At 46.6% G+C, this 26,332-nt stretch carries 24 protein-coding genes; 15 read left to right on the top strand and 9 right to left on the bottom strand.

The features are described from left to right. Positions 1 to 59: 59 nt before the first annotated feature. Entirely contained in the window at positions 60 to 2,669 is a 2,610-nt protein-coding gene (locus AB1757_15255) for a hypothetical protein (GenBank protein MEW6128395.1), read from the top strand. A 176-nt stretch (positions 2,670 to 2,845) separates the two neighbouring features. Continuing rightward, positions 2,846 to 3,925: a heavy metal-binding domain-containing protein gene (locus tag AB1757_15250; GenBank protein MEW6128394.1), complete on the top strand. Its 1,080-nt coding sequence runs from the start codon at positions 2,846 to 2,848 to the stop codon at positions 3,923 to 3,925. A 22-nt stretch (positions 3,926 to 3,947) separates the two neighbouring features. On the opposite strand, the gene AB1757_15245 is transcribed toward AB1757_15250, so the two are convergent. The 3 genes from AB1757_15245 to AB1757_15235 are packed head-to-tail and all read right to left on the bottom strand — an operon-like array spanning position 3,948 to position 5,694. Beyond that, positions 3,948 to 4,358 carry a CoA-binding protein gene (locus AB1757_15245; protein ID MEW6128393.1) on the bottom strand — a complete coding sequence of 137 codons (411 nt, stop codon included), beginning with the start codon at positions 4,356 to 4,358 and terminating at the stop codon, positions 3,948 to 3,950. Between the two features lie 39 nt (positions 4,359 to 4,397). Next, entirely contained in the window at positions 4,398 to 5,249 is an 852-nt protein-coding gene (locus AB1757_15240) for an aminotransferase class IV (GenBank protein ID MEW6128392.1), read from the bottom strand. Further along, positions 5,242 to 5,694: a thioesterase family protein gene (locus AB1757_15235; protein MEW6128391.1), complete on the bottom strand. Its 453-nt coding sequence runs from the start codon at positions 5,692 to 5,694 to the stop codon at positions 5,242 to 5,244. The genes AB1757_15240 and AB1757_15235 overlap by 8 nt, the downstream gene beginning before the upstream one ends. A gap of 119 nt (positions 5,695 to 5,813) precedes the next feature. Between AB1757_15235 and AB1757_15230 the strand changes: the two genes are divergently transcribed. Continuing rightward, positions 5,814 to 7,232, top strand: a complete 1,419-nt coding sequence (locus AB1757_15230; GenBank protein ID MEW6128390.1) for a nicotinate phosphoribosyltransferase — start codon at positions 5,814 to 5,816, stop codon at positions 7,230 to 7,232. Between the two features lie 2 nt (positions 7,233 to 7,234). On the opposite strand, the gene AB1757_15225 is transcribed toward AB1757_15230, so the two are convergent. The 5 genes from AB1757_15225 to ilvB form a co-directional block, all read right to left on the bottom strand. Beyond that, positions 7,235 to 7,702, bottom strand: a complete 468-nt coding sequence (locus tag AB1757_15225) for a hypothetical protein (protein ID MEW6128389.1) — start codon at positions 7,700 to 7,702, stop codon at positions 7,235 to 7,237. Positions 7,703 to 7,764: 62 nt separating this feature from the next. Continuing rightward, positions 7,765 to 8,790, bottom strand: coding sequence for a threonine/serine dehydratase (locus AB1757_15220; GenBank protein ID MEW6128388.1), 1,026 nt, complete (start codon positions 8,788 to 8,790; stop codon positions 7,765 to 7,767). Between the two features lie 11 nt (positions 8,791 to 8,801). Next, entirely contained in the window at positions 8,802 to 9,752 is a 951-nt protein-coding gene (locus AB1757_15215) for a LysR family transcriptional regulator (protein MEW6128387.1), read from the bottom strand. A gap of 16 nt (positions 9,753 to 9,768) precedes the next feature. Next, complete coding sequence (locus tag AB1757_15210) at positions 9,769 to 10,755, bottom strand: branched-chain amino acid transaminase (protein ID MEW6128386.1); 987 nt, start codon at positions 10,753 to 10,755, stop codon at positions 9,769 to 9,771. Positions 10,756 to 10,778: 23 nt separating this feature from the next. Beyond that, positions 10,779 to 12,467: a biosynthetic-type acetolactate synthase large subunit gene (ilvB, locus tag AB1757_15205; protein ID MEW6128385.1), complete on the bottom strand. Its 1,689-nt coding sequence runs from the start codon at positions 12,465 to 12,467 to the stop codon at positions 10,779 to 10,781. 522 nt (positions 12,468 to 12,989) lie between these two features. Between ilvB and AB1757_15200 the strand changes: the two genes are divergently transcribed. The 8 genes from AB1757_15200 (at position 12,990) to pncA (ending at position 19,812) form a co-directional block, all read left to right on the top strand. Continuing rightward, positions 12,990 to 13,766, top strand: a complete 777-nt coding sequence (locus AB1757_15200) for an SDR family oxidoreductase (protein ID MEW6128384.1) — start codon at positions 12,990 to 12,992, stop codon at positions 13,764 to 13,766. Between the two features lie 49 nt (positions 13,767 to 13,815). Continuing rightward, positions 13,816 to 14,043, top strand: a complete 228-nt coding sequence (locus AB1757_15195) for a DUF433 domain-containing protein (GenBank protein ID MEW6128383.1) — start codon at positions 13,816 to 13,818, stop codon at positions 14,041 to 14,043. Between the two features lie 3 nt (positions 14,044 to 14,046). Then, positions 14,047 to 14,391 carry a DUF5615 family PIN-like protein gene (locus tag AB1757_15190; GenBank protein MEW6128382.1) on the top strand — a complete coding sequence of 115 codons (345 nt, stop codon included), beginning with the start codon at positions 14,047 to 14,049 and terminating at the stop codon, positions 14,389 to 14,391. Between the two features lie 122 nt (positions 14,392 to 14,513). Then, positions 14,514 to 15,620 (top strand): hypothetical protein, encoded by a 1,107-nt coding sequence (locus AB1757_15185; protein ID MEW6128381.1) that lies wholly within the window; start codon positions 14,514 to 14,516, stop codon positions 15,618 to 15,620. An 18-nt stretch (positions 15,621 to 15,638) separates the two neighbouring features. After that, a complete protein-coding gene (locus AB1757_15180) occupies positions 15,639 to 16,616 on the top strand; it encodes a phosphotriesterase-related protein (GenBank protein ID MEW6128380.1) in 978 nt (325 codons plus the stop codon). A gap of 52 nt (positions 16,617 to 16,668) precedes the next feature. Beyond that, positions 16,669 to 18,264, top strand: a complete 1,596-nt coding sequence (locus AB1757_15175) for an AMP-binding protein (GenBank protein MEW6128379.1) — start codon at positions 16,669 to 16,671, stop codon at positions 18,262 to 18,264. A gap of 9 nt (positions 18,265 to 18,273) precedes the next feature. Beyond that, positions 18,274 to 19,062, top strand: a complete 789-nt coding sequence (locus AB1757_15170) for an alpha/beta fold hydrolase (protein ID MEW6128378.1) — start codon at positions 18,274 to 18,276, stop codon at positions 19,060 to 19,062. Positions 19,063 to 19,197: 135 nt separating this feature from the next. Further along, a complete protein-coding gene (gene pncA, locus AB1757_15165; GenBank protein ID MEW6128377.1) occupies positions 19,198 to 19,812 on the top strand; it encodes a bifunctional nicotinamidase/pyrazinamidase in 615 nt (204 codons plus the stop codon). A gap of 57 nt (positions 19,813 to 19,869) precedes the next feature. Here the strand turns inward: pncA and AB1757_15160 are convergent, their stop codons facing one another. Next, on the bottom strand, positions 19,870 to 20,796 hold the full coding sequence (locus tag AB1757_15160) for a metallophosphoesterase (protein ID MEW6128376.1): 927 nt from the start codon (positions 20,794 to 20,796) through the stop codon (positions 19,870 to 19,872). Between the two features lie 288 nt (positions 20,797 to 21,084). Between AB1757_15160 and AB1757_15155 the strand changes: the two genes are divergently transcribed. The 4 genes from AB1757_15155 (at position 21,085) to AB1757_15140 (ending at position 26,162) form a co-directional block, all read left to right on the top strand. After that, positions 21,085 to 23,253 (top strand): penicillin acylase family protein, encoded by a 2,169-nt coding sequence (locus AB1757_15155; GenBank protein MEW6128375.1) that lies wholly within the window; start codon positions 21,085 to 21,087, stop codon positions 23,251 to 23,253. Between the two features lie 72 nt (positions 23,254 to 23,325). Beyond that, the gene (locus AB1757_15150; protein ID MEW6128374.1) at positions 23,326 to 23,697 is read left to right on the top strand and encodes a hypothetical protein; all 372 of its coding nucleotides are present in this window, start codon (positions 23,326 to 23,328) and stop codon (positions 23,695 to 23,697) included. A 75-nt stretch (positions 23,698 to 23,772) separates the two neighbouring features. After that, entirely contained in the window at positions 23,773 to 25,134 is a 1,362-nt protein-coding gene (locus tag AB1757_15145; GenBank protein ID MEW6128373.1) for a zinc-ribbon domain-containing protein, read from the top strand. Continuing rightward, positions 25,131 to 26,162 carry a DUF4129 domain-containing protein gene (locus tag AB1757_15140; protein ID MEW6128372.1) on the top strand — a complete coding sequence of 344 codons (1,032 nt, stop codon included), beginning with the start codon at positions 25,131 to 25,133 and terminating at the stop codon, positions 26,160 to 26,162. Before AB1757_15145 ends, AB1757_15140 begins: the two co-directional genes overlap by 4 nt. Positions 26,163 to 26,332: the final 170 nt, after the last annotated feature.

Below are 26,332 nucleotides of genomic sequence, written 5' to 3'. Positions count from 1 at the left end.
ATTAGACCTCCTGAAAAATCTCATCATCTCCCTGTCAAAAAAAAAATGGGTGTCGTGAAATGAAAAGAAATGTATTAAGCGGTTTGTGTCTGGTTATTCTATTTTCCGGTTTGCTCTCTCCGAGGTTTACGGAAATCCACCGAAACGCTAATCCACTGGTGATTCCAATGGTGGAAGAGTTGGAAGCATTCCATTCCGACGAGGATAAAATTGATGAGCGATTGGATTGGTTTTATTTTCAACGCGCTTATCCTTTTGAAGATATTCCAGATGAGGCACGCCGTCGGGCTTTTCTTTCGCGCCCCGCAAGATTTGATGAGAGTGATGGATTGGAAAACCTATCAGCGACCATCTGGGAATCCATTGGTCCTTCACCAACCCGTTCGGCTTTCATGAATAATTGGGGGTTGACCAGCGGTCGCATCAACGCTATTGCCGTTTCACCCCATAACCCAAATATTATTTTGATAGGGAGCGCCACCGGCGGCATTTTCCGTTCCGGCGATGGCGGCGTCAATTTTGAACCGGTAACCGATAATCAAGTTGATTTAGCTGTGAGCGCCATCGCTTTTGCAAAGAGCAATCCAAGTGTGGTTTACGCAGGGTTAGGCGATTATAAGAGCGCCTATTTTGGAACAGGGGTACTGAAATCTACGGACGCCGGACGAAGTTGGGTTCGGGTTAATTCAGACGGTACGTTGCCAACCAAAGGGCAGGCAGCGGATTTAGCCGTTGACCCGAACGATGCTAATCGGATTTACCTGGCGCAATATGCGAGATTGAATGAGAGTCAACGATTTTCGAGCGGTTTTTATTTATCAACCGATGGTGGCATTAGCTGGACAAAGACCTTAACCGGATTGCCGAGAGATTTGGTGTTGGATGTTTCAAATTCGCGAACCCTTTATCTGGGTGTGGCTCGCGTTGATTCACCGGCAAACACTCCTGCGGGACTCTACCGCTCAACTGATGGCGGATTAAGCTGGACGAGGATTTTCACAACCCCTTATGACCTCAATCGAACCGCAGATGTGCGGATAGCCGTCACTCCGGCAGCCCCGCAAAACCTCTATGTTTATTCAGGCGGCGTCAGTGGCACGGCTGCAAGATTTAATCTCTATATCAGCACCAATGGCGGCAATACCTTTGGGGAAAGAGTATTGACTTTTGGAAATGAGGGCATCGACCCTGCCCAATTCGGTTATAACACCTATCTGCACGTTGACCCATCTGATGCCAACACCATTTATATCGGCTCGCGTGATGTCTTCAAAAGTGTAGATGGCGGATTAAGCTGGACGAATAAAACCAAAAATTTCCGGTTTACCGGTTCAACCTGGGGGTACTTCCCAAACTCTTCCAATGCCCACCCTGACCAACACGCGCTCTGGTTTTCAGAGTTGAACTCGCGCGAATTATTGATTGGCAATGACGGCGGAATTTTTAAATCAAGCAACGGCGGCGATAGCTTTTCGAGTTTGAATTCAACCTTGAATTTAACCATGTTTACGAGCCTTGCCACACATCCCACCAATCCCGCCGTTACCTATGGTGGAACGCAGGACAATGGCACACAACGCCGAACTCAGAATGGCAATCAATGGCAGGAATTTTTTTCAGGGGATGGCGGGCGCGTCGTCATCAACCCTTTAGACCCGTCAGTGGTTTTCACCACCTATGTGCGAAACAATATTTATCGCTTCTCGAATAACACCGCCTCATTTGATTATCAGGTCGGGTTCGATTCGACCTTTGGTGAGAGTTCATCCAGCCCGCGAGTAGCGTTTTACCCGCCATTTACCGGCAATAATCTTGATCAAACATTATATTTCGGGACGTGGCGGTTGTTTATCAGCGAAGACGATGGTAACAACTGGATTGCCCCTGCGGGTGATTTGGATTTAACCAAAGGGAATACCTCAGCCGGAATCGACGTGCTGACAGCCATCGGGGTTGGTCCCGCGAATAAAAATATTATTTATACGGGGTCGCGTCAGGGGCGAGCGATGGTTTCAACCGATGCCGGACTGACGTGGAGCGAGGTGACCGCCGGTTTACCCAATCGTTCGATTTCCACTGTCTATGTTGATCCGGCAAATTCCGAGATTGCCTATTTATCGCTTTCCGGTTATGGCAGCGGTCATATTTTTAAAACCACCAATATCGGGCAGACCTGGACGGATATTAGCGGCAATCTCCCGGATATTCCGGCAAGCGCATTTATTTTTGACCCCTTGAACCCCAATATTTATTTTCTAGGAACCGATATTGGCGTGTTCCGCTCAGGGAACGGTGGCACGAATTGGGATTACTACAACAAGGGAATGCCTCCGGCGATTGTGACCGCCTTTTCATCGCAAAAAAGCGGGTTGATTCAGGTGGCGACTTATGGACGTGGAGCTTTCCAGATTGATCGAAGCCTGGGCCCGGTAATCAGTTCAGCAGTTTTCCAGACGCCGAAAGTTTTAATCATTACCGGAAGCAATTTTGGAAGGTCTCCGAAAGTCATCATTAACGATGTTGACCAGAGCAGTTTCATCAGAGCTTCCGGTGACACCTCCATCAAATTAAAAGGCAAAGCCAAGAACATGGGAATAAAGGCTGGCGATAACACGATTAAAATTGTAAACGAGGACTTGGAGTCGCGGTCTTATACGCTGAGTTATTAGAGATGAGTGGCTTAAAGACGATTTGATGGGGGAATCGCGGTCAATAATCGCTTACTCAGCAGAATCAAATTTAAGTCAATCACTGGCTGGATTAATCTTGGAATGATTTCTTTATAGAAAAAAATGCCGAAGCTTGGATAAAATAGGCTTCGGCATTTTAACGGTTTGGGGGAATTATGAAACGCTTGTCTATTATCATCTTTGCTCTCTTCACTCTGTTTTTATTAGTCTCAAAATCAGCTTTGGTTCGTGCCAACTTCAATCAAAAAAGCGAGCAGAAATCTGAAGAAAAATCGCAAGGTAAAGTCGACGAAGACGCTGAATTTATGTGTACGATGCACCCGGAGGTTCGTACCAAAACCAAAGGTAAATGCCCGAAATGTGCCATGCCGTTGGTATCAATCTACCCGGACGTGGTAGACGATTTTATTTTGCAGATGGAGGCGAATCCGCTCCAACCCAAACCCGGTGAGAAATTGAAATTGCGCTTCACCGTAATCAATCCGAAAAGCGGAAAACAGGTTCAAGAGTTTGCCTTGCTTCATGAAAAACTCTTTCATGTATTCGTTGTCAGTCAAGACCTCTCACAATTTCAACATATTCACCCGGCTTTTAATAAAGATGGCAGCTTTACCATTGAAACGCAGTTGCCAAAACCCGGACGCTATAAAATCTACAGTGACTTTTATCCGCTTGAAGGAAGCCCACAGGTGCTGCAAAAAAATATCGCGACAGCCGGTTACCAGGCGGATTTGTTCGGAGCCAAAACAGAAATAAAGGTTGACCACAGCTTATCAAAAATTTTTAGCGGTGAGAAAATTCTGGCTGAAAATGCCGAAAATATCGGTGTAGACTTCGCAAAATTGCAACACCGTGAATTAAATCCGTTGCAGGTTGAAATCAAAATCGAAGAAGGGAAAATCATTGCCGGACGCCAGACCACATTAAAATACCACCTGACCGATGCCAAAACCGGAGAACCGATTCACGACCTCTCACCTTATCTCGGTGCCTGGGGGCATACGTTGATTTTAAGTGATGACCAAACCGATTACGTTCATTCCCACCCGGTCGAACTTCCGCCCGACCCATTCGATACGGAAATCACCAACGAAAAATTATTTTTCGGGGGTCCCAATGTTACCTTTGAAGCGTTGTTTCCAAGGGAAGGGAATTACCGCATCTGGACTCAGTTTTTAAGAGGCGATGAAATATTTGTAGTCATTTTCAATGTCCGCGCTGAACGCTTGCGGTGAAGGTTGGAATCAAGTAAACCAACTACCGCATTCGTCGAATGTATTGTCTGAGGATACAGTCGTCCATTACGACATCAAGCCCTTCATCCACTGCCCGTTTTGCGGCTGCGGTGTCAATCACGCCATCCTGCATCCACACGGCTTTAATGCCAAGGGTAATCGCCTGGTCAACGAATTGCCCGGCTTCCTGGCTGCGACGAAATATATTCACCAAATCAATTTCATAGGGAACATCAACTAGGGTGGCATAGGCTTTTTCATTCAAGACCTGGGTTTCAAATGGGTTGACCGGAATAATGCGATAGCCTTTGGATTGCATAAACCGCGACACATCATAACTCGGTCGTCTGGGGTCGGATGAAAGCCCGATGACCGCAATGGTTCTGGTGGTTTCTAAAATTCGTCTGATTGCTTCCGGGTCGTTGATTGCCACAATCTAAAACTCCATTAGTTGAAAATGATTAGGAAATACTTATGAAATCAGCTTAGCATCGCTGAATAATTTTTCATATTGACGATTGATATTTTTAGCGACTACAGCGAATCGGTTATCGAAAATTTTTATATCAAAAGATTTGACCTGAGTGATTCCTCTGGTGGTTGAGGTGATAAAAACTTCACTGGCGTCGAGCAAACGGGTTATCGGGTAGCTGCCTTCACTGACATGAATGTTTATTCGTTTGGCAACCTCGATAACCAAGGCTCTGGTTATTCCGGCGATGCACCCGGTCGCCAGAGACGGAGTATAAAGTTCAGTATCCTGTGCCCAGAAAATATTCCCCGATGTAGTTGATATCATCTCTCCCCGTTCATTCAATAAAACTGCATCGTCAAAATTTCGATGACGAGCCTCTTCCAAAGCCAGCAATTGTTCGAGCATCGCCGTGCGTTTGATATTGACCATCGGATTCGTCGAAAGCAATCGGTAAGGTGAGTTGGTTAAATTCAATTCTCTTGACCGTTGATTGGGTTCGCTGGCGGTAAATACCAGAACTTCGGCTTCGTTCTTAGGCTCGGTTCTCCAGATGCCGGCATCACTTTTTAAAACCGTAAGCCGCAATCGCCCATTGCTGATTTGATTTGCCGAAATCAGGCTGGCGATATTTTCCAGTAAAGATTTTTTATGCGCAGCAAAAGATACACGGGCTTTGTCAGCGTGTTTGATTAATCGCTCAAGATGTCTGTCAAAGGCGAAAATCCGACCATCAATAACTTTCATGGTGGTAAACACTCCCCAGCCGTAAAGCAACCCTGCCAGAGTGGCATCAACTTTGGCTTTCTGCGCTTCAACAATCTGCTGGTTGTGTAAAACGAATTTATCCATGAAAACTTTTATTCATCCTGGCATCGCCACGCAACAGGTTTAGAAACTTTTCCGGCATACTCGATGGGCGACTATCCTTGTTTATCAAAATATGTAAAGTTTCCCCGCTGGCGATATGCACGCCGTCATCCCGATGGATTTCATAAGCGAATCGCACTGTGCGTCGGGTTATCGCTTTCAAGGTCGTTTTAACAGTTAATTCGTCTTCGTAGCGCGCAGCATTTTTATATCGACAATAAGCCTCGGCAACAATCATATAGAGTTGCAACTCTTCTTCCATCTGCCGGTAAGAAAACCCGCAATCATTACAATACTGGCTGCGCCCGACCTCAAACCAGACCAGGTAATTGCCATGATAGGCAACGCCCATCTGATCGGTTTCAGCATAACGCACACGAATTCGCGATTCGGAAATAATACCGATTAAGTTATTGGATTCTTTCATAAGTCAGCGATTTTACCAATAAAAACGGAGTTTTCGGAATCAGGTTTGCGGTTTCACTTAGGGATTACTATCCTGAATGAAATTATCCTGTTCAATCGGGGAGGGAGCATTAAATTAAAATGGAACGCGCAATCGGGTTATCTACAGATTTATACCAACTCACGATGGCAGCCGCTTATTTTGAAAATGGGATGGTCGATGAACGGGCGACTTTTGAAATGTTTGTTCGTTCCCTAAAAAACCGCTCCTATCTGATTGCCGCAGGGCTTGATCAAGCACTGGATTATCTGGAATCTTTAAAATTTACCGACGAACAGATTGAATACCTTCGTTCACAACCTGCATTCAAAAATATCAGCCGGGAATTTTTTGAATATTTAAAGACCTTCAGATTTTCGGGAAACGTCTGGGCGCTCCCGGAAGGGACAGCTTTTTTTGCCAATGAGCCAATGCTCAGAGTTGAAGCGCCGATCATTGAAGCCCAACTGGTCGAAACCTTTTTATTATCCACATTGAATTTTCAGACCATGATTGCCAGCAAAACCGCGCGCCTGGTGACCGTCGCAGGGAAAAGCGGGATTATCGAATTTGGCACCCGGCGGGCGCACGGAACCGAAGCGGGAATGTATGCCGCTCGCGCCGCTTATATCGCAGGAGCCATCGGCACCTCGAATGTTGAAGCCGGGTTTCATTTCGGCATCCCGATTTTTGGCACTCTCGCGCATTCATTTGTCATGTCGTTTGAAAAAGAAGATGCCGCATTTCACGCTTTTTTAAAGGCATTTCCTGAAAGCGCGACCATATTGGTTGATACTTACGATACGCTTGACGCGGTTGAAAGATTGACTCGTGATTTCAATGAAAAAATTCCTGCGATTCGTCTGGATAGCGGCGATTTACTCGACCTCAGCATTCGGGCAAGAAAAATTTTGAATGATGCCGGAATGTCGAATACCAAAATTCTCGCGAGCGGCGATTTGAATGAAGACATCATTGCGGATTTAATTTCAAAGGGCGCAACCATTGATGCCTTCGGCGTCGGAACTTATCTGGCAACCTCATTCGATCAACCGGCGCTGGGCGGTATTTATAAACTGGTTGAACTGGAAGCGAATGGCAAAATTAGTTTGAAAATTAAACTCAGCCCTGAAAAAGCGACCTACCCCGGAGCCAAACAGGTTTGGCGATTGCTCGATGAAAATGAAAAGTACATTTCCGATTTGATTACCTTTGCCGATGAACAACCGGCGATTGAGGATGGAAAACATTGGCAATCATTAATTGTTCCGGTGATGCATAATGGCAAAGCGACGGAATCACGCATCGCAACTGACGAGCACCGAAATTTGACTGATTTTACCACTGCCAGAGAATTGCAATTCGCGAGGTTGCAGGTTATCCGTAAAAGAGCAGGGGCGAATTTGCAGCGTCTTCCAGAAGAATTACTGGCGCTCTACCGGCAAATTCATTTCGATGTACAAATATCCGAACGCCTTCAAAGCGAACGAGAGATGTTGAAAAAAAAATTACAGGATTGAAATCAATTGCCCGGTGATTCGGCTTTTCGTTCGACATTACGAAGCGCAATTAAATCCATAGAATCTACTTGCTGGCGTAAATATTCCTCGTTACAAACCATTTTTCCGATGCGGTTGCAACGCTCTACGCCTTCGTTCATATACTTCGCCTTCTCCTGACCGTTAAATTTCTCTTCGAGTTTGGCTAATCGAATGCAGAAAAAAGCTGCGTCTGCCGCATGTGGATTGCGAATCGGGTCATTGGATTCACGGCTCAATTTATCAAGCAAGGCAATATGATTTTGAATGGATTGTTTTGCGGTCTGGTAATCGGATTTGAAATAGTGTTGGAACGCTTCTTCGCCTTTTTCGACTGCGTATTTTTCCCTTTCCTTCGGGGTGTCTATGCGTTTTGAATATAGATAACCCGCCAAAGAAATCGACGCGATTGATAAAAGCACAAAGCCGACGATAAATAGCTTTGGTTTCATACCGCTATTTTTTGCCGAATTGTAAAAAGGTCAATAGTATTTTCAGAGTTCAGTGAAAAGTTTTAAGCAGCGAATTCGACCTGTTCATTCAATATTGAGTGTTGCTGGTAATACCTGAACAAATCTTCAACGCCGAAATTCCCGCCACACAAAATCAAAACGACGTGACTGTCCTGGGAAAAATTTGACCGCAAGTGTTCGGCGGCGGCAAGTGTGCATGACGCTGCGGGTTCGGTAAGCAATTTGACGCGCTCCAATAAAAACTTCAATTCGGAAACCGCTTCTTCGTCTTTAACCACGGTGACGGATTCAAGATATTTTTTAGCCAATGCCAACGTCCTTTCCGTGACCGCCGGAGCGCCGAGGGTTTTGGCAATCGAAGTGATAGCCGGAAGTTCAACAACCCGGTTGGCGGCAAGCGCGCTTGCCATGCTGTGTGTACCTTCGGTTTCTACGCCCCAGACGCGCACCTCGGGTTTCAGCGCCTTTAAAGCCGTTGCTACACCACCTGCGAGTCCGCCGCCACCGACGCTTAAAACCACATCGGTGACTTGCGGGACATCAGCGAATATTTCCAGCCCGATGGTGCCTTGCCCGGCGATGACATACGGGTCATCGTAGGGGTGAATGTATGCAAAGCCGTGCGCTTCATAAAGCGGAACCTGTTTGAAAGCCTCCATCAATGATTTGGTCAGGACAATCTCAGCTCCATAATTCGCGGTCGCATCCAGATAATTTCTTGGCGTGAATTCCGGCATCAGAATCGTGGCGTTTAAACCTAAAGTTTTCGCCGCATAAGCGACGGCTTGTGCATGGTTTCCGCCGCTTACCGCGACCACCCCGGTCTGTTTTTGTTCCTCGCTCAATGTCAACGCTTTATTGAAAGCGCCGCGCAGTTTGAAAGCGCCGGTCTTTTGAAAGAGTTCAGGCTTTAAATAGACATTGGTATTTAATCGTTCGCTCAGGGTTTGATTGCGACAGGTTGCCGGGTGGCGGACGAACGGTGCGATGCGTACTGCGGCTCGCTCTACGTCTTCAAGGGTGATTAGTTCAGATTCAGGTGAATTCAAAGTTGTGGCTGTCATCATAAGAGTTCCAATTATTTTGTATTACTTTTCAGTGATTTTAATTTTTGTTGGGACATTTCAGCTTTTTCTAACGAATCGTCGCTCAAAGTTTGGACGACGCGCATAAAAGCTTTAGCGGCGTAAGAATGGGGCGCAAATTTGCGTTGAACTGCCCAGATGGTGCGTTCCTGTTGGAAATCTTTCAAACGCAGCAGGGCGAGTTTTCCGCTGATGATTTCTTCACCAACACACATCAGGGGAACGAATCCGATGCCGAGATTCATCTGCACCATTTTTTTAATCGTTTCAATCGGCGCATTATCGACGATGATGTTGAGTTCGGTGTTTGAATTTTCAAAAGCATCTAAAAATTTTTTCCTCCACGGAGAAAAAACATCTTCGGCAATAAACGATTCATTGGCGAGTTCTTTTATCGAGACAAACTCTTTCTTGGCGAGTCGATGGTGTGGACTGGTGATTAACACCAGTTCATCACGCATCAACGGCAACGCATCGAACGCCTCGCCATCAGGAAGATGGGAGAGTAAGGCAACATCCAGTTTGCGCTGGTGCAAATCGTTCAGGAGAGAATTGGAATTTTCGCAACGGATTTCGAGTTTTACATTCGGGTAATTTTGCTGGAATTGGGAAGTGAGATTGGGCAGCAGATAAAAACTGATGCTTTCATTGGCGCCGATTCTCAGTTTCCCGGAACGCAAACTGTTCAAATCTTCAATTGAACTGAACGCTTCACGACGAATCGTCAATAATCGCATGGCGTATTCATAAAGCAGTTCACCGGTCGGTGTGAGCTTGGTATCCTGACGATTGGTTCGGTCAAATAAAGGTGAGCCGACCTCATCTTCGAGTTTACGAAGCGCGATACTGACCGCAGGTTGGGTGCGGTGGACACGTTCGGCAGCCTTGCGAACACTCGCTTCTTCAACCACAGTCACAAACATTTCCAGTTGCATGAACTCCATAATTTACCCCTCTTGTTCAATCTCCGACGCTCACAAAAGCTTCTGACGTTAAAGGCTCTGAAAGAAATGGCTGATTCGGACGCGCAACAAAATGAAGCCATTTTCTGTGGGCGGCGGATTTTCCCTGTACCGCAGCAAAAAATGCCTGTTGCAACTCGTGAGTCACCTTGCCGCGTGTGCCATCGCCTATCGGGTTAAAATCAACTTCGCGAATCGGCGTAATTTCGGCAGCCGTTCCCGTAAAAAACGCTTCATCGGCAGCCATCAGATCGTTCAAAGTCAATTTACAAACCTTGACCCTGTAGCCTAAATCTTCTGCCAGTTCGATAGCCGCATCGCGAGTGATGCCCATTAAAATGGATGAGCTTTCATCGTTGGTAAAAATTTTATTGTCACTAACAATAAACAGGTTTTCGCCGGGACCTTCTGCGAGGTTGCCTTTTTCATCAAGCAAAATCGCTTCATCAAAACCTCGCGCCTGCGCATCGCGCACTGCAAGTATCGAGTTCAGATATTGACCGCTGGCTTTTGCAGTGGTTGGCATCATTCGCGAATGAAATTTCGTCCACGGCGAAACCGTGATGCGAACCCCTTTTTCCAGCGATTCCTGACCAAGCAGCGGTGCCCATTCCCAGGCGAAAACCACCACTTCAACCGGGCAATTTCTTGGCACCAAGCCGAGCACATTGCTGCCAAAAAAACAGATGGGGCGAATATAACAACTGTTGAAGCCGTTGCGTTCAATGACTTCACAAACAGCATTCGCCAATTCAACTTGTGAATACGGAAGGTCTAAACCATACACGCTCGCCGAGGTATAAAGTCGATCAAGATGCGCATCCATGCGGAAGACCGCTGCGCCCTCATCGGTTTCATAACAGCGCATTCCTTCAAATACGCCGGTGCCGTAATGTAAAGCGTGTGATGAAACGTGGAAATTGGCTTGGTGCCATTCAACCATTTCACCATTCATCCAGACCCATTTGGTTTTATCGAAAGACATACCGCTCCTTTTAGTCATATTGATTAACCCAGAACCATTTCTTTCAGTCCGGCTCCCGCGGGAACCATCGGAAAAACGTTTTCTTCTTCGGACACTACAACATCGATTACCACTACGCCGGGTGTGCTGAGTCCTTCTTGCAGGACACTTCGCAATTCATCGGGTGAATTGGCTCTGAGACCGGTCGCGCCATAGGCTTTGGCAAGCGCCACGAAATCCGGTTGGCATTGCATGCCGACGTGCGAATATTGACGGTTGTAAAACATCTCCTGCCATTGGCGAACCATTCCCAGATAGCCGTTATTCATCACCACGACTTTGACATTGGCTTGATATTGCACAGCCGCCGCAAGTTCCTGCGCGGTCATTTGAAATCCGCCGTCACCGACAAAGGCGATAACCTGGCGGTCAGGAAAAGCGACCTGTGCGCCGATGGCTGCCGGAAGTCCAAAGCCCATAGTGCCGAGTCCGCCCGAAGTCAACCATTGGCGCGAACTGTTGAACGGATAGTATTGCGCCACCCACATCTGGTGCTGTCCGACATCGGTTGCAACGATGGCATCCCCATCGGTCAATCGGTAAAGTTCTTCAATGAGTTGTTGCGGCTTGATGACGGATTCGGATTTCACATAGGTGAGTGGCGCATGATTTTTCCATCCATTGATTTGCGCCCACCAATTTTCAAGACGGGAGTTGCTCGTTTCGCCTGCTTCATCTGAAAGCATATCGAGCATCTGTTGCATCACGGTTTTGGCATCGCCTTCGATGCCGACTTCGACGCGGCGGTTTTTGTTGATTGAAGTCGGGTCTATATCGACGTGGACGATTTTTGCGTCGGGTGCGAATTTGTTTAATGCGCCGGTGACGCGGTCATCGAAGCGAACCCCGATAGCGACAATTAAATCGGCATCGGAAATCGCCATATTCGCCCAGTAAGTTCCATGCATGCCGAGCATTCCCAGACAAAGCGGATGACCCGACGGGAAACAACCGAGTCCCATAAGCGTTGGCGTAACCGGCAGGGATAATTTTTCTGCGAGTTCCAGCAGTTCATCCACTCCCGCCGAATGCACCACGCCACCCCCGACATACAAAATCGGTTGTCGGGCTTCGCACATCATTTCGACCGCTGCTTTCACCAGCGCCGCATCACCGAAATGCTGTGAATGATAACTCGTCAGGTGTAATTCTTCGGGGTATTCAAACAAAGTCTTTTCGCCCGAAATGTCTTTGGGAATATCAATCAAGACGGGACCTGGACGCCCGCTGCTGGCGACGTGAAATGCCTCTTTGATGACCCCAGCCAAATCGCGAACATCGGTAACCAGATAATTATATTTTGTACATTGACGTGTGATGCCTACGGTATCGACTTCCTGAAAGGCATCCGAACCGATGAGTTTACTTGGCACGTTGCCGGAGATAACCACAAGCGGCACGGAGTCGAGCATGGCGTCAGCGATTCCGGTTACGGCATTGGTTGCGCCGGGACCGGAGGTGACGAGCGCGACGCCGACTTTTCCTGTGGCTTTCGCATAACCTTCTGCCATATGCACAGCGCCCTGTTCGTGGCGCACCAGAACGTGATGCAAACGGTCTTGATAATTAAACAGCTCGTCGTAGATGTGCAGGACTGCGCCGCCCGGATAACCGAAAATTGTATCAACGCCTTCGCGCAGCAAGGCTTCACATAAAATTTTCGCGCCGCGCATTTCAACCGGTTCTGATTTTGCGACCGTTCTGTCGTGCAGTGCCGCTTTGACCAGTGAGAGTGGATATTGTTTGTGTAAAGCTGTCATTTTCTCCTCGTAAAATTCAAAAGCCGTCATCCTTTTTTTGTGGATGACGGCTTTCGCTAAAACTTATGTTTGCGTTTTCGCGTGCCGTCAGGTGCGTACAATAATGCTAATAATGGCGATAATAATAATGACGGCGATGTTGTTGATTATGGCTTTAGAGAAGAGGCTGTTTGCGGACAAAGCGATATTCATTCGGTTGTTTTTCAATTTGTTTGATTGAAATTGCATACGATTGCCGAGCATTGCCCAAATAATTCCTTACCTTGATAACATAGGAAACTAACACGGTCAATTAATTTATTTTTATGACATCGTAAGCGAAATTGCATTTGGCTTTAATTTGATAAAGTCGCCCTGCGCTTGGCGCGTTGAAAAACTTTGCTGTAAATTTACTCGGCAATTTTTATTTAAAATCCAACACCACAAGGAATCATCATGAAAAAGCTGAAAGAGTTATTTGATTTGAGCGGAAAAGTCGCACTGGTTACCGGCGGGTCGCGCGGGCTTGGCGCTGAGATGGCAGAAGGCTTAGCCGAAGCCGGCGCATCATTGATGTTGGTCGCTCGTCGCGAACAATGGTTGACGCCGACTGTTGAAGCCTTCAAAGCCCACGGCGTGAAATGCGAAGGGGTGATTTGCGATGTCTCGAATCCCGAAGACGTGCAAGCGGCAGTCAGTAAGACTGTAGAGACTTTCGGGCAGGTCGATATTCTGGTAAATAACGCGGGCGTTGCGTGGGGGCAAGCCGCCGAAGATTTGCCGGTTGAAAAATGGAAGATGGTAATTGACATTGATTTGACCGGCGCGTTTCTGTTTTCACAGGCTGCCGGACGCGAGATGATTAAACGCAAATATGGGCGGATTATTAATGTCGCATCGATTGCCGGAATCATCGCTTCGACGCCCGATATTCAACAGACCTCCGCATACAATGCGGCAAAAGGCGGATTGTTATCACTGACGCGGGCGCTTGCCGCCGAATGGGCGCAACATAACATTCGCGTGAATGCCATCTGTCCGGGCTTTTTCTCTTCGCGAATGGCTGACAAAATTATCGAGAATGCCACCGAAGCGATAAAGAGTTCCTCGCCGATGGGACGCATCGGCAGCCCCGGCGAACTCAAAGGCGTAGCCGTGTTCCTCGCCGCCGACGCTTCAAATTACATCACCGGGCAAGGCATCGTCGTCGATGGCGGAACCACGATTGTTTAGAAATTGATAGAGCGCGATAATGACTCAAAAGAAATAGGAGTCCTAAATTATGCACGAAAGAATTTCAATCAATCCTAAAGTTTGTCACGGACAGGCTTGCATAAAAGGCACACGCATTCCGGTTTATCAAATCATCGGAATGATGGCGAATGGCGATACAATTGATGATTTGCTCAAAGCTTACCCTTCAATCGAGCGTGCAGACATCCTGGCTTGTTTAGAGTATGCAGCCGCGCTGGCTGAAGAACAGGTAACGCCACTTGAAGGGGTTGCATAATGCATGAAAATTTTCGTGGATGAAAACATTCCGAAAAGCACGGTTACCGAGTTGCAAAACCTTGGTCACGATGTACTCGATATTCGTGGCACACAAGAAGAGGGAATGGAAGACAACCTTTTATGGGAAAAGGTTCAAGCCGAAGAGCGATTACTAATCACCACAGATAAGGGTTTTCTTCATCGTCGGGAAGAATCACACTTTGGCATTTTAATCATTCGCCTTCGTCAACCAAATGAACTGAAGATTCATACACGAATCATACAGGCAGTAAACCAGTTTTCAGAAAAAGAATGGCGAGGGTTGACCGTAGTAATGCGAGACTTGGTGCAAAGCCTCTGGCAATAGGTTGAAGCATTGGCGAAAAGATTTTTCCCATAAATCACCAGTCAAGGCATTGTCGTCGATGATGGAACCATGATTGTTTGACTGCGTTGAATGTATAAAAAATTTTAGGGAAGGAGAAATTCTTGAGAGTAGTAAAATTTGTTTCTCTGACTTTTTTCCTATTTATCCCATTTATTGTAAACGCCAGTACCCCTGCACCTTTTGACCCGTATAGCTATGCATGGTTTTCAACACATATTGTTATTGTGACCGAAGGGACAGACATAGATGGCAGGGTAACGGTCATTGAATCTCTTAAAGGAGATTTGAAACCTGGGGAGGAATTATTTTTCCCTGAATTAAAACCTTTCAAAGATATGAACCTGAGAATAATTAAAGATTTCGGTGATAATGTTTCGGGATTGAACCTTGTATTAGGGAAAAAGATGGTTCTCTTTTTAACGGAGAAGCCTTTACAAACAAAATTTAATCAGGAATCTTCAATTTTAGAAAATACCAACCCGAATGTTAAAGAGTGGGAACCATTTGAAAAGGTTAATCATTACTACCTACCTGTGATTTGGTTTGAAAATGATGATGCTTATTTCTTTTTAAATATCGAGCATTCAATGGCGAATTTAATTTCAGTAAAATCGTTTGCAGATTCAGTAGAGGGGAAGGTTAATGAATTTCTAAGAAAGAATATTTTGGAGGTGGTTGGAGCTAAAGAAATTTTCGACCGGGCAATGGAAACGGAGGATTTAATAAAACGAGCGAGTACTTTGGAATCCATTTCTAAAACGAATGTTCGTGAAGTCAACTTATTTGTCATAAGTGCTCTATTTGGTTGTAAAAAAGCAGCGATTCCAGGTATTAAGCGAATAATTAACGATTTGGACAGAATGGATAATGCATTTTATATCTTTAGGAGAATTGAAAGATTTGAAAGTGCAGAACTGGAAAATGAGATTATAAATATTATTCGGGAAGACCAGGAGTTTCTAAAAATAGCGGAACAAAATCTTCCCGCCAATTATAAAGATGATCTCTTCAATCCTGAATATAAAGACATACGGCATCGCATTTTTAGGTTTTCCGGTGCAGTTTATGTTCTTGCAAAACGGTTAAATATTGTAAGAAAAGATGAAGTAAATGAAATTCTTGATTTTATTTATTACCATCGTGAAGTTGAGAATAACTTTGAACAAATTAAAATTGGATATGAAAAAAATAAGAAGGAAATAAATTAACTAAGATGGGAAGGGTCTATGCCACAAATTAATACCGTTAAAGGCGCGATTGGTACTGACAATCTTGGGCAGACGTTGATGCACGAACATATCTTCGTGCTCTCGTCGGAAATCAATCAAAACTACCCGGAAATCTGGGGCGATGAAGAAAAGCGCGTCAGTGATGCCATCGCGCGAATGAATGAACTCAAAGCGCGAGGCGTCGATTCGGTGGTTGATCTCACGGTTATCGGTCTTGGTCGCTACATACCGCGCATTCAACGCATCGCCGAGGAAACCGACATCAATATCATCGTCGCTACAGGCGTTTACACCTACAACGACATCCCGATGTATTTTCATTTTCGTGGACCCGGCACGATTCTCGAAGGTCCGGAACTGATGGTTGATATGTTCGTGCGCGACATCGAAGAAGGCATCGCCGGAACCAGTGTCAAAGCCGCGATTTTGAAATGCGCTACCGACCGGCAAGGCGTCACCGAAGGCGTAGAACGTGTGTTGCGCGCTGTCGCCCAAGCCCATCGCAAAACCGGCGTGCCGATTTCTACGCATACCCACGCGCATACTGAACGCGGGCTTGAACAACAGCGCATCTTTGAAGAAGAAGGTGTAAACCTGTCCCGCGTCATCATCGGTCATTCGGGCGACACCACGGATTTAGATTATCTCGAAAAGTTGATGGCATCGGGTTCTTACATCGGTATGGACAGGTTTGGCATCGATACGCTGTTGCCATTTGAAGATCGTGTGACCACCGTAGCCGAACTTTGCAAACGCGGGTTTGCCGATAAAATGGTACTTTCACAGGACGCCGCCTGTTTTAATGACTGGCTGCCGGAAGAGGCGCTGCCGGTCATTCTCCCGAAATGGCATTTCCTGCACATTCATAACGATGTCATTCCGGCGCTTAAAGAACAGGGCGTGACTGCCGAACAGATTCACACCATGCTGGTCGATAACCCGCGAAAAATTTTTGAAGTGCAAGGGACGTATTAAATTTGAAGAATTCAGGAGTCGGGAGTCAGATTGAAGAAAGTATGAAGTATGAATGATGAAGGATGAACAAAAAGATTTAATATCTGTTCATCGTTCATCGTTCATCGTTTCCGGCATTCTGAATTCCAGAAAGGCAGCTATGAATTATCCATTTGATAGAGCAGGCGTAGAACGTGATGAGCAGGGAATTGCTCGTTATACGGATTTAAAAAATTCGATTGTTGAGATGCTTCGCGCCTCGGTTGATGAGATGCCCGGTAACGAAGCGTTAATCGAACTCGGCGGCAGACGATTGACCTATCGTGAGTTTTGGGACGAAGCCGCGCGCGTTGCCGGTGGCTTGAAAAAACTTGGTATTGAACGTGGCGACCGGGTTGCGGTTCGTTTACAGAATGGCGTCGATTGGTGCCTGGCATTTTACGGTGTACAGATGTGCGGCGCGATAGCCGTGCCGGTCAATACGCGCTTCAGTGAATCCGAAGTTGAATATGTCGTCAATGATTCCGGCTCGAAATATATGTTTCAACCGGGCGCATCGTTACCAACCGGTGACCCGTTCGTCGTTGAAGACATAACCCGTGATGAAGTATCGGCGATTTTTTATACCAGTGGCACCACCGGTTTTCCCAAAGGCGCGATGACCACGCATGAAAATTTCCTGTCGAATGTCGAAACCTGTTTTCGCATCAACCTTGGAATGGAACGCGACGGGTCGCTCAAAAATTTAATCTCGGTTCCGCTCTTTCACGTCACCGGTTGCAACAGCCAATTGTTGCCGACCATTGAAGGGCGCGGCGCGGTGGTGATCATGCCTGCGTTTAATGTGCAGGACTTTCTAAAAGCGATTGTTGAAGAAAAGACCGACATCGTCACCTCGGTTCCGGCAATTCACTGGCTGGCAATCAATCAACCGCAATTTAAAACTTTGGATGTCTCGCACGTTCGCTGGGTGACCTATGGCGGTGCGCCGATTGCCCCCGAACTGGTTTCGCAACTGCTCAATGCCTACCCGAATGCGCGTTTAGGTAATGGTTTTGGACTTACGGAAACCTCTTCGGTTTCAACTTTCCTGCCGCACGAATATGCGAAGCTGCGCCCGGAAACCGTAGGCTTTGCCGCCCCAGTGGTTGATGTGGAATTGTTTGAAGTCGATAGCGAAACCGGCGTCGGCGAATTGCTCATTCGCGGGCAGAATGTGGTGAAAGGCTATTGGAATAAACCCGAAGCGACGGCGAATACGTTCATTGACGGCTGGTTGCATTCCGGTGACTTATCGAAAATCGATGCCGATGGGTTTGTGCAAATCGTGGATCGCAAAAAAGACATGATTTGTCGCGGCGGTGAAAATGTTTATTGTGTCGAGGTCGAAAATGCCATCTCGGCTCACCCTGCGGTTTTTGAAGTGGCAGTGCTTGGCGTTCCCGACGATGTGATGGGTGAAAAGGTTGGCGCAGTGGTCTTTCCGAAACCCGGACAGACGGTTGATGCGAGGGAACTGGTCGGATTCACTCGCGAATTGATTGCCGATTTTAAAGTCCCGCAATTTGTGGCAATCAGCCAAACGCCTTTGCCGCGCAACCCGAATGGGAAAATTTTAAAAGCCAAAATCCGTCAGGAAACCAAGTGGGGAGAGCAAATCAAACGTTAAGGAGCAATTGTGCCATTCATTGAAAATCAAGGGCTAAAAATTTACTGGGAAGAACACGGCGAAGGCGAGCCATTGGTGTTAATCATGGGATTGGCATCGACTCTGGATATGTGGCATCGCACCTTGCCGGTGATGAAAGAAAAATACCGGACGATTCTGATTGATAATCGTGGCGTCGGGCGAAGCGATGTTCCGATGTTTCCCTATTCAATTGCCCATATGGCAGACGACGTCGCCAGAGTGATGGATGCGGCTGAGATTGAATGCGCGAGAATTTTCGGAATCTCGATGGGCGGAATGATTGCTCAGGAATTTACTTTAAATTATCCCGAGCGCGTTCAATCACTGGTTTTAGGGTGCACCAATTTTGGTGGAAGACAGATCAAGCCCGCATCCCCTCAAGTGTTGGATATTTTGAAATCCCGTGCAATGATGCCCCCTGCGGAAGCCGCCTGGGCGATGGCTCCATATATTTATGATAAATCGACGCCGCGTGAACTCATTGAAGAAGACCTCGCCATCCGGTTGCAATGGAACCCGACTCTGGAAGGCTACCTTGGGCAAATCGGCGCGATTTTTACCTGGGAATCGCGTGAGCGTTTGTCACAGATTAACGTCCCGACACTGGTCATTCATGGTGAAACCGACGAACTGGTGCCGCCGGAAAATGGGCAAATGCTTGCCGATTTAATTCCCAATGCCAGGCTGGTGATGATTCCTGATGCCAGCCATATCTTTGTCACCGATAAACCGGAGAGCAGTTATCAAGCTATTCTTGGGTTTTTAGAAGAGAATTGATATAACTTTTCAACCATCAATCGGAAGCCGGTTCATTTCAAAAACTCAGGTTACTGATTGATGGTTTTTCATTTGATATTTTGAAAGACCTCAATAATCGCTAATATTAGCTCATAAGTTTTGGACAGGAGGTTAATGATGGAAGCTTTAACAGATGCAGCATTTTTAATCGTAGATCTGCAAAACGATTTTTGTCCGGGCGGGGCGCTTGGAGTAAATCGAGGCGATGAAATTATTCCAGTGATCAATCAATTGCAAAAGATTTTTCCGCTGGTTGTGGCTACACAGGATTGGCACCCCGCCGGGCATATTTCATTTCAGGAGCAGGGCGGACCCTGGCCTCCGCATTGTATGCAGAACACCTTTGGGGCAGCCTTTCATTCCGAACTCAATCAACAGCGCATCAGGAATATTTTTCGCAAAGCATCTGCGAAAGAGAAAGATGCCTATTCAAGTTTTGAAGGAATCGATAGCCAGGAGCGTTCATTGAATGAGTATTTGAAAGCAAATGGCGCGCGTAAAATTTATATTGCAGGGCTTGCCACGGATTATTGCGTGAAAGCCACGGCGCTGGATGGCTTGAAACTGGGGTATGAAGTCTATGTCTTTACAGATGCGGTTCGCGCCGTCGAGGTTCAGCCGGGTGACAGTGAAAAGGCGTTTAACGAGATGATTGCCGCAGGCGCGAAAATAATTGATAGTCGCGCGATTTTGAATTTGCGACGAAAAGCCCAGATTGCGGGTGAGTAATTTTTTGAAAATCTCTCACCCCGTAAAGCCCAAGACGCTGTAAATACTGTTGAAAAATTAAAGTGATGTCCCGGCGGTTTGCGCCTGCGCATTGAGGACTTTTTTAACCACCCCTTCATCAACAATGCTGCCGGTGCGGCTGATGGCTTTGAAAGTAAATTCTTTCTCATTGATTTCGATAAACATGAAATGGTTATCCAAATCGAAACTGGCAGCCCGCATTCCGCTTTTCAAATCCAGACCACCTTTGCGCAGTTTTCCGCCGCCGCCGGTTACAAAATACTGAATGCCATTTTGAATGTTCAATCTCTCGTAAAAATGATCGTGACCTTGAAACACGACCTTGACGCCATATTTAACAAAGATGGGTTCTAAAATCTTGCGCAGTTCTTCCTGCGGACCATGTTTTTTACCGGATGAATAGAGCGGATGATGGAAAAATGCCATCTTCCATTTGGCTTGTGATTCGGAAAGATTTTTCTCTAACCAATCTTTTTGCCGTTCATCGAATGTGGTTGAATCAAGCATGAAAAAATCGACCAGCCCGTCGCATTTGTTAATCACGTAATAATTTTTTCCGCCCATATTGAAAAGCGGATAATTGGTCTGTGCTTCACGCCCTTTTTCAACATCGTGGTTACCTAATGCCGCATAAAAAGGAACACTGGCGCTTAATAAGTCTGCAAAAGGTTGCTCAAATTTTTTGGTGATTAAATTGGGATTGCCGTCCGGGTAAATGTTATCGCCAACTGTCAATACACACTCATAAGGAGTTTTCTGATAGACCTCGAACATCTTTTTTGCGAGTTCAAATTCTTCCTTGTCGCCGCTTCCCCAATCGCCAATCACCGCAAAGGTGTGTCTGGGATGTGGCGCGACATCAGCAAGCAGGATAGACGGATTTATAAAGGCACTCGCGGTCAATGCCGATAGAGAAAATAAAGCTTGTCGTCTGGTAATGAGATTGCCCGGTCGTTTCTTCATATCACGCTTTTAAATGATTAGGAATTTGGTGTGCCTGAGGAAGAATATACATTTTCCCTTGAGCGAACAAGTGGTTTTTATTTCAAACGGAATTTCAACAATAATTAAGCGGCGGATTTAATGAATTGTCACGGATGCGATGGACAATACTTTAAGAGTTGGCTTATTATCCGTGCGCTTTCTAATTGAACCTGGGCGAAATGTTGAGGGTTGAAAACCATTAATCAAAAATACCAATCTTCCTTTTCCCCGGACATTGCCATCATAAAAAATCAAGGAGTGAATGCCATGAAGAGGTTGTTGCTGGTACTGATTTCAGTTTCTTTTTTTGTGCCTTTTGCTGATTTTTCAGCCGCTCAACAAAAAATCTTTAAATCAAATGGTCAGGCAACGCTGTATCGCGATGATTTCGGCATTCCGCATGTGTTTGCCAACACGCTTGAAGACGCTGCTTATGCCATCGGTTATGCCCAGGCGGAAGACCGTTTGGAAGAGTTGTTGAAAAATTATCGTCGCGCCAACGGCACCATGTCCGAAGTTTTCGGACCCGAAAATTTTCGGGACGATTTGATGCAACGGATGTGGCGACACGAAGAAATCAGTCGCGAGCGTTATAACCAGGTTAGCCCGAAAATGCGTGCCGTGATTGAATCGTATCAAGAAGGCATTAAACAATTCATGCGTGAACATCCGGAACAGGTTCCCGGATGGGCACAGGAGATTCGCCCCTGGGATGTGATTTCCTTATCGCGTTATATCATCTACGGCTGGCCTCTCGGCGAATGCGCGGGGGAATTACAACGCGCAGGCATCCAACCCGACCCATCTGCCTATCGCGGTTCCAATCAAATGTTGATAGCGGCGAATCGCACGACGCTTGGCGCGCCGGTGGCGATTATTGACCCGCACTTAAGCTGGTACGGACAGTTTCGTTTTTATCAGGTGCGGATTTACGCGGGGGATTTCAGTGTTTCGGGGGTGTCGATTCTCGGCGTGCCGATTCCCAGTCTCGGACACAGCCGCTATTGTTCGATTGCTATGACCACAGGTGGACCAGATACGTCGGACGTTTACGAAGAAGAACTCAATCCACAAAATCCGCGACAATATAAATATGATGGAAAGTGGCGCGATATGCTGGTGCGCAAGATGAAAATCGGCGTGAAGACTGAAAAAGGTTTTGATGTCAAAGAGGTCGAAGTCGAATATACGCATCACGGGCCGGTCGTTGCGCACAAAGGCGGAAAAGCCTATAGCTTCGCCGTTCCTTACGTCGAAGAGGTCGGCTTGTCAGACCAGATTTATGAAATGCTCAAGGCAAAAAATCTCGAAGAGATGAAAAAAGCCATCAGTCAATTCCAACTCATGCAGCAGAACGTGATGATTGGCACCGTTCAAGGCGATATTTATTATGTTCGTAATGGTCGCGTGCCGATTCGTCCGAAAGGCGTTGATCCGAGTAAACCGATTCCGGGAAACACCTCGGCGAATGAATGGCAGGGGATTCATAAACTCGAAGACCTGGTGCAGATAAAAAATCCTGCGAGCGGTTATATGCACAATTGCAATGTCACGCCGTTTGCGATGATTAAAGATGCGCCGAAAGAATTGTTGCCGGATACCTACAGCGAAAGACCGTATCTTTATAACGCCAGTCGCACGGCTCCACGTCATCAGCGCGGCGAGATGGCTACGCAAATGATGGATGAGGCGAACCAGGTGGATTTGGAGAAAGCCATTGACCTGGCGTTTTATCCGGGCGTTTACCATGCCGAACTCTGGCAAGCGAAGATGAAAGAAGCCTGGGAAGTAGAATTCGATGAGAAGCGAATGAGTGGGGCAGGCAGAAGCATCCCGAAAAATGCCAGTGAAGTTTATGCCTTGATTCAAAAATGGAATCGCCGTAGCGACCCCGATTCGGAAGGCGCACTGGCTTTCTATGCCTTTAAACGCGGACTTGGCGATAAACTGGCAAGAGAGATTGATCCGCCGAAAGAGTTAACCAACCAGCAAATTATTGATGCCCTGGTTAAAGGGGCAGAGTGGTTAAATTCAAGCTTCGCCTCGCTCAGCGTTTCCTATGGTCGTTATTTTCGTGTCGGGCGTCAGGGGGGAAATAAAACCTACCCGGTGGGTGGCGGTTCTTTGCAAGCCGTCGGCATGGCAACGCCGCGTGCCATCAGCTTTTCACAGAAAGGCAACGAAATGGTCGGGCATACCGGGCAAACTTCTACGCAGGTGGTAGTGCTGAGCAATCCGCCCAAATCCTACGCGATTATTCCGCTCGGTCAAAGCGACCACCAGGAAAGCGGACACTGGGATGATCAGGCGGAAAAGCTGTTCAGCAGGAGCAAAGCTGCGCCAAGTTACTTTTTGGATAAACCCGGATTGTTGAAACACCTCACCTCAACCAAAGTTTTACGACGCGGCGCGATGGCAGCAACCGTTTCTCGTTAATATCAAAGTGTCGAGGGCTGGAACGGCTCTCGACACTCGCCCCTGTTCTTTCAGTTCACCCGGAGAATCCCTATGACGAATGGAATACAAAATAAAACCTTGGAATTTATTCTCGAACAACAGGCACAGTTTGCGGCTGAGTTGGAAGCCGTCAAGCGAGGGGCAGTGGGTGAGGTTGAAAGAATCGCCAAACTCGAAGAACGCATGGCGAATATCGAAGATTTATTGACCAAGATGGTCAACATCATGGAAAAAATGTCTGCCCTACAGGAACACGCCCTGAACAATGTCTCGTCATTTCCCAACATTATTGCTGAAACCGATGAGCGGGTGAATTTATTAATCGGAATGTTTGAACGCTATTTGAGCGAGAAGCATACGAAACCCGTCTTACCTCTGCTGTTGCAAAAACCGCCGGAAATTAAAGCAAATCCCAAAGAATGAAGGATTCCCGGTTTCTATTTATTAAAATTTCTTTTATGGTTAATGGGTAAACGAAACGAAGAATAGAAACGACTGATGGCAAATTTCACCATTCTCGAACCCATGTCAACCGGCGATGTGATTGATCGCGCTTTGCGACTTTATCGCCGCAACTTTGCGCCCTTGCTTTCAATCGTTGCGTTGCCGAGTCTAACCGGATACCTGGCGCAAACCATGTTGCTTTATGGGTACACCAAACTCTTGATCGGACAAATCAGTGAGGACGGCGTCTTAACTCCAGACCCTTCGCCGCTGGCAATTCTGATGCTGATTCTGGGGTTGGTGCTTTATCCGGTCTGGCTTTTTGCGTTCCTTGCAACCATCTCAGGGTTATCGCGAGTCATTGGCGACAACATCATGTTGAATGAACCGATTACCTTTAAAAAATGTTTCTCAGCGGTTCGCAAACGACTCGGCGATATTTTTTTGATGGCGTTATTGGTCATTGTTATCGGCATGGTTGTCGGCATGATTTTTTACGGCATTGCCATCGTTGTTGTATTGGTTGTCAGTGTGCTGGTTTTGGCAACCGCATCTTCAGGGATTCCCGCCTGGCTTGCCGGGTTATTTGCCGGAATCGTGGCTTTGGTGGTGATTGGCTTGGGAATCGGCGCGATGTTGGTGGTGCTTTCACGAGTGGTATTTCTACCGCAGATTGTGATGATTGAAGGGCAATCGCCGGGACAGGCTATATCGAGAGCCATGCAACTCGGAAAAGGCAACTGGTATAAAGTCGGAGCCATTTTACTGTTTAATTATTTTATCTCGCTTTCATTGTTGACCGCGATTACTTTGCCGGTAATGTTGGTTTTATATTTTGCCGATATTTTATCTGCCGAATTCATTGCAGGTACAACCTGGAATTTGATCTATACCTCATTCAGTCAATTGATCAATTTATTATCGCTGCCGATTCAAATGGTGGCGTTCACCCTGCTGTATTTCGATAGCCGGGTTCGTAAAGAGGCGTATGATATTGAACTCCTGGCAAGAGAGGTCAATCCCGGGTTTTATTGGCAACCGCAGATGGCACCTGCGCCGGTGATGGGCTATCAAATGCCTTATCAAACCAATTTTGGTCGCGTTCCGGTGCAAACCAGTCCGTTGGGGCTTGCCGGATGGCAACCCCCGCGAACGCAACCGCCACCGGTATCGGTTCCTGACTGTGTGGTTCAATCAATCCCAAATCCAATGGCTCAACCTGCTGCAAATCAATTCACTGAAAGATGGGGGCAATCGGAACCCCCAATCCATTCAAATGAATCTGCGCGCCCGCCGGAAAAGCCATCTATTGAAAATGTTGGCGTCACAAATCAAATATGTCATCATTGCGGTTCGGCGTTAGAACCGAATGCGCGGTTTTGTATTCGTTGTGGAAACGCAACGGGGATTCGATGAAAAAAACGATTCTGCCAATTTTGTTCATATTTTTCCTGGCTGGTGAAGGCTATTGCCAATCTACTTTGTTGAATTACCAGTCGCGGATTCATCGCGCCGTCGAACAGGTGGAGCGGATTAAAAAGGATGAGGCTTATACAGAGGAAGGCATCAGCGCCATCAAAAGTTTAATCCCCGCCGGGGAAAAGGTGACCATAGATAATCGCACGGTCGATGTTGATAATAAGTGGTTGTATGATGAATTAAAGGTTTTTGAATCGGTCAGGCTGGCTAACGATAACACCGATGAAATTTTGGAGAATTTGAAGAATAAATTATCAGCTCTCAATCAACACCTGATTGAAGCCGAAGACATCTCAAAAGAGCAACTCAACAAGCAGGAGTTGAATGCACAGGTCAAAAAAATTCTCGCCGATGACAAATACCGCGAAAAAAAAGACAACTGGTTGACTGCCAAAATCAAAGAGATTCGCCGTCGCGTATTGGAGATGTTTTCCGAACTCATGTTGAAACTCTGGAATGCGTTGTTTGGCGCAAGTTCTCAAGGAGGGTGGGCAATTCGCGGATTGTTCATCGTTTTATTAGGAGTTGTCGGATATTTCGTGTTTCGCATGGCGATGCAATTCAAGTGGGCGAAAAAGAGACCGAAAAAGAAGACGGTTCTTGGTGAAGAGATTGATGAACATATGACGCCGAAAGATTTTGCTGATGCTGCTGTTGCTGCCGCTAAAGCCGGAGATTTCCGCACCGGCATCCGTAAACTTTACATTGCGTTGTTATATGAGCTTTCCGAGCGTAACCTGATTGAATTGGACGCCCATGCCACCAATCATGAATATCTGACGAAGGTAGCGCGATTTTCTACGCTGCTGCCGGCAATGAATTATTTAACCGACCGATTCGATTATTTCTGGTATGGCATGTTTCCCACCAATGAACAGGATTTTTCCAGTTATCTTTCAAGCTATCAGGAAGCGGTTAAACAGGCACAATCCATCAGTCAACAACAAGCTGAGCGGGTTGCTTAATTGCCATCAATTAAGCCAATTTAAAAAGCGAACCTCGGAAATAACAGGGCTGTAACAAAGTCGGTTGACAATTAAAAAAAGGACCTCCCTCGGTTACTCTGTTAGTTGCAAAACCACACAGAACCGGAGGAAGGTCTCGATGCATCATAACACTTTTGCCAATTCGCTTG

This window comes from Acidobacteriota bacterium (genome assembly GCA_040754075.1).
Taxonomy (GTDB): Bacteria; Acidobacteriota; Blastocatellia; order UBA7656; family UBA7656; genus JBFMDH01.
The sequence above is the reverse complement of the archived record's forward strand: the minus strand, read 5'-3'. Positions and strand labels throughout refer to the sequence as shown.

Coding starts and splice junctions, on each gene's coding strand:
- AB1757_15255 (MEW6128395.1), top strand. CDS start 60: ATGAAAAGAAATGTATTAAGCGGTTTGTGTCTGGTTATTCTATTTTCC.
- AB1757_15250 (MEW6128394.1), top strand. CDS start 2,846: ATGAAACGCTTGTCTATTATCATCTTTGCTCTCTTCACTCTGTTTTTA.
- AB1757_15240 (MEW6128392.1), bottom strand. CDS start 5,249: ATGGATAAATTCGTTTTACACAACCAGCAGATTGTTGAAGCGCAGAAA.
- AB1757_15235 (MEW6128391.1), bottom strand. CDS start 5,694: ATGAAAGAATCCAATAACTTAATCGGTATTATTTCCGAATCGCGAATT.
- AB1757_15230 (MEW6128390.1), top strand. CDS start 5,814: ATGGAACGCGCAATCGGGTTATCTACAGATTTATACCAACTCACGATG.
- AB1757_15225 (MEW6128389.1), bottom strand. CDS start 7,702: ATGAAACCAAAGCTATTTATCGTCGGCTTTGTGCTTTTATCAATCGCG.
- AB1757_15220 (MEW6128388.1), bottom strand. CDS start 8,790: ATGATGACAGCCACAACTTTGAATTCACCTGAATCTGAACTAATCACC.
- AB1757_15215 (MEW6128387.1), bottom strand. CDS start 9,752: ATGGAGTTCATGCAACTGGAAATGTTTGTGACTGTGGTTGAAGAAGCG.
- AB1757_15210 (MEW6128386.1), bottom strand. CDS start 10,755: ATGTCTTTCGATAAAACCAAATGGGTCTGGATGAATGGTGAAATGGTT.
- ilvB (MEW6128385.1), bottom strand. CDS start 12,467: ATGCGCGGCGCGAAAATTTTATGTGAAGCCTTGCTGCGCGAAGGCGTT.
- AB1757_15200 (MEW6128384.1), top strand. CDS start 12,990: ATGAAAAAGCTGAAAGAGTTATTTGATTTGAGCGGAAAAGTCGCACTG.
- AB1757_15195 (MEW6128383.1), top strand. CDS start 13,816: ATGCACGAAAGAATTTCAATCAATCCTAAAGTTTGTCACGGACAGGCT.
- AB1757_15190 (MEW6128382.1), top strand. CDS start 14,047: ATGAAAATTTTCGTGGATGAAAACATTCCGAAAAGCACGGTTACCGAG.
- AB1757_15180 (MEW6128380.1), top strand. CDS start 15,639: ATGCCACAAATTAATACCGTTAAAGGCGCGATTGGTACTGACAATCTT.
- AB1757_15175 (MEW6128379.1), top strand. CDS start 16,669: ATGATGAAGGATGAACAAAAAGATTTAATATCTGTTCATCGTTCATCG.
- pncA (MEW6128377.1), top strand. CDS start 19,198: ATGATGGAAGCTTTAACAGATGCAGCATTTTTAATCGTAGATCTGCAA.
- AB1757_15160 (MEW6128376.1), bottom strand. CDS start 20,796: ATGAAGAAACGACCGGGCAATCTCATTACCAGACGACAAGCTTTATTT.
- AB1757_15155 (MEW6128375.1), top strand. CDS start 21,085: ATGAAGAGGTTGTTGCTGGTACTGATTTCAGTTTCTTTTTTTGTGCCT.
- AB1757_15150 (MEW6128374.1), top strand. CDS start 23,326: ATGACGAATGGAATACAAAATAAAACCTTGGAATTTATTCTCGAACAA.
- AB1757_15145 (MEW6128373.1), top strand. CDS start 23,773: ATGGCAAATTTCACCATTCTCGAACCCATGTCAACCGGCGATGTGATT.
- AB1757_15140 (MEW6128372.1), top strand. CDS start 25,131: ATGAAAAAAACGATTCTGCCAATTTTGTTCATATTTTTCCTGGCTGGT.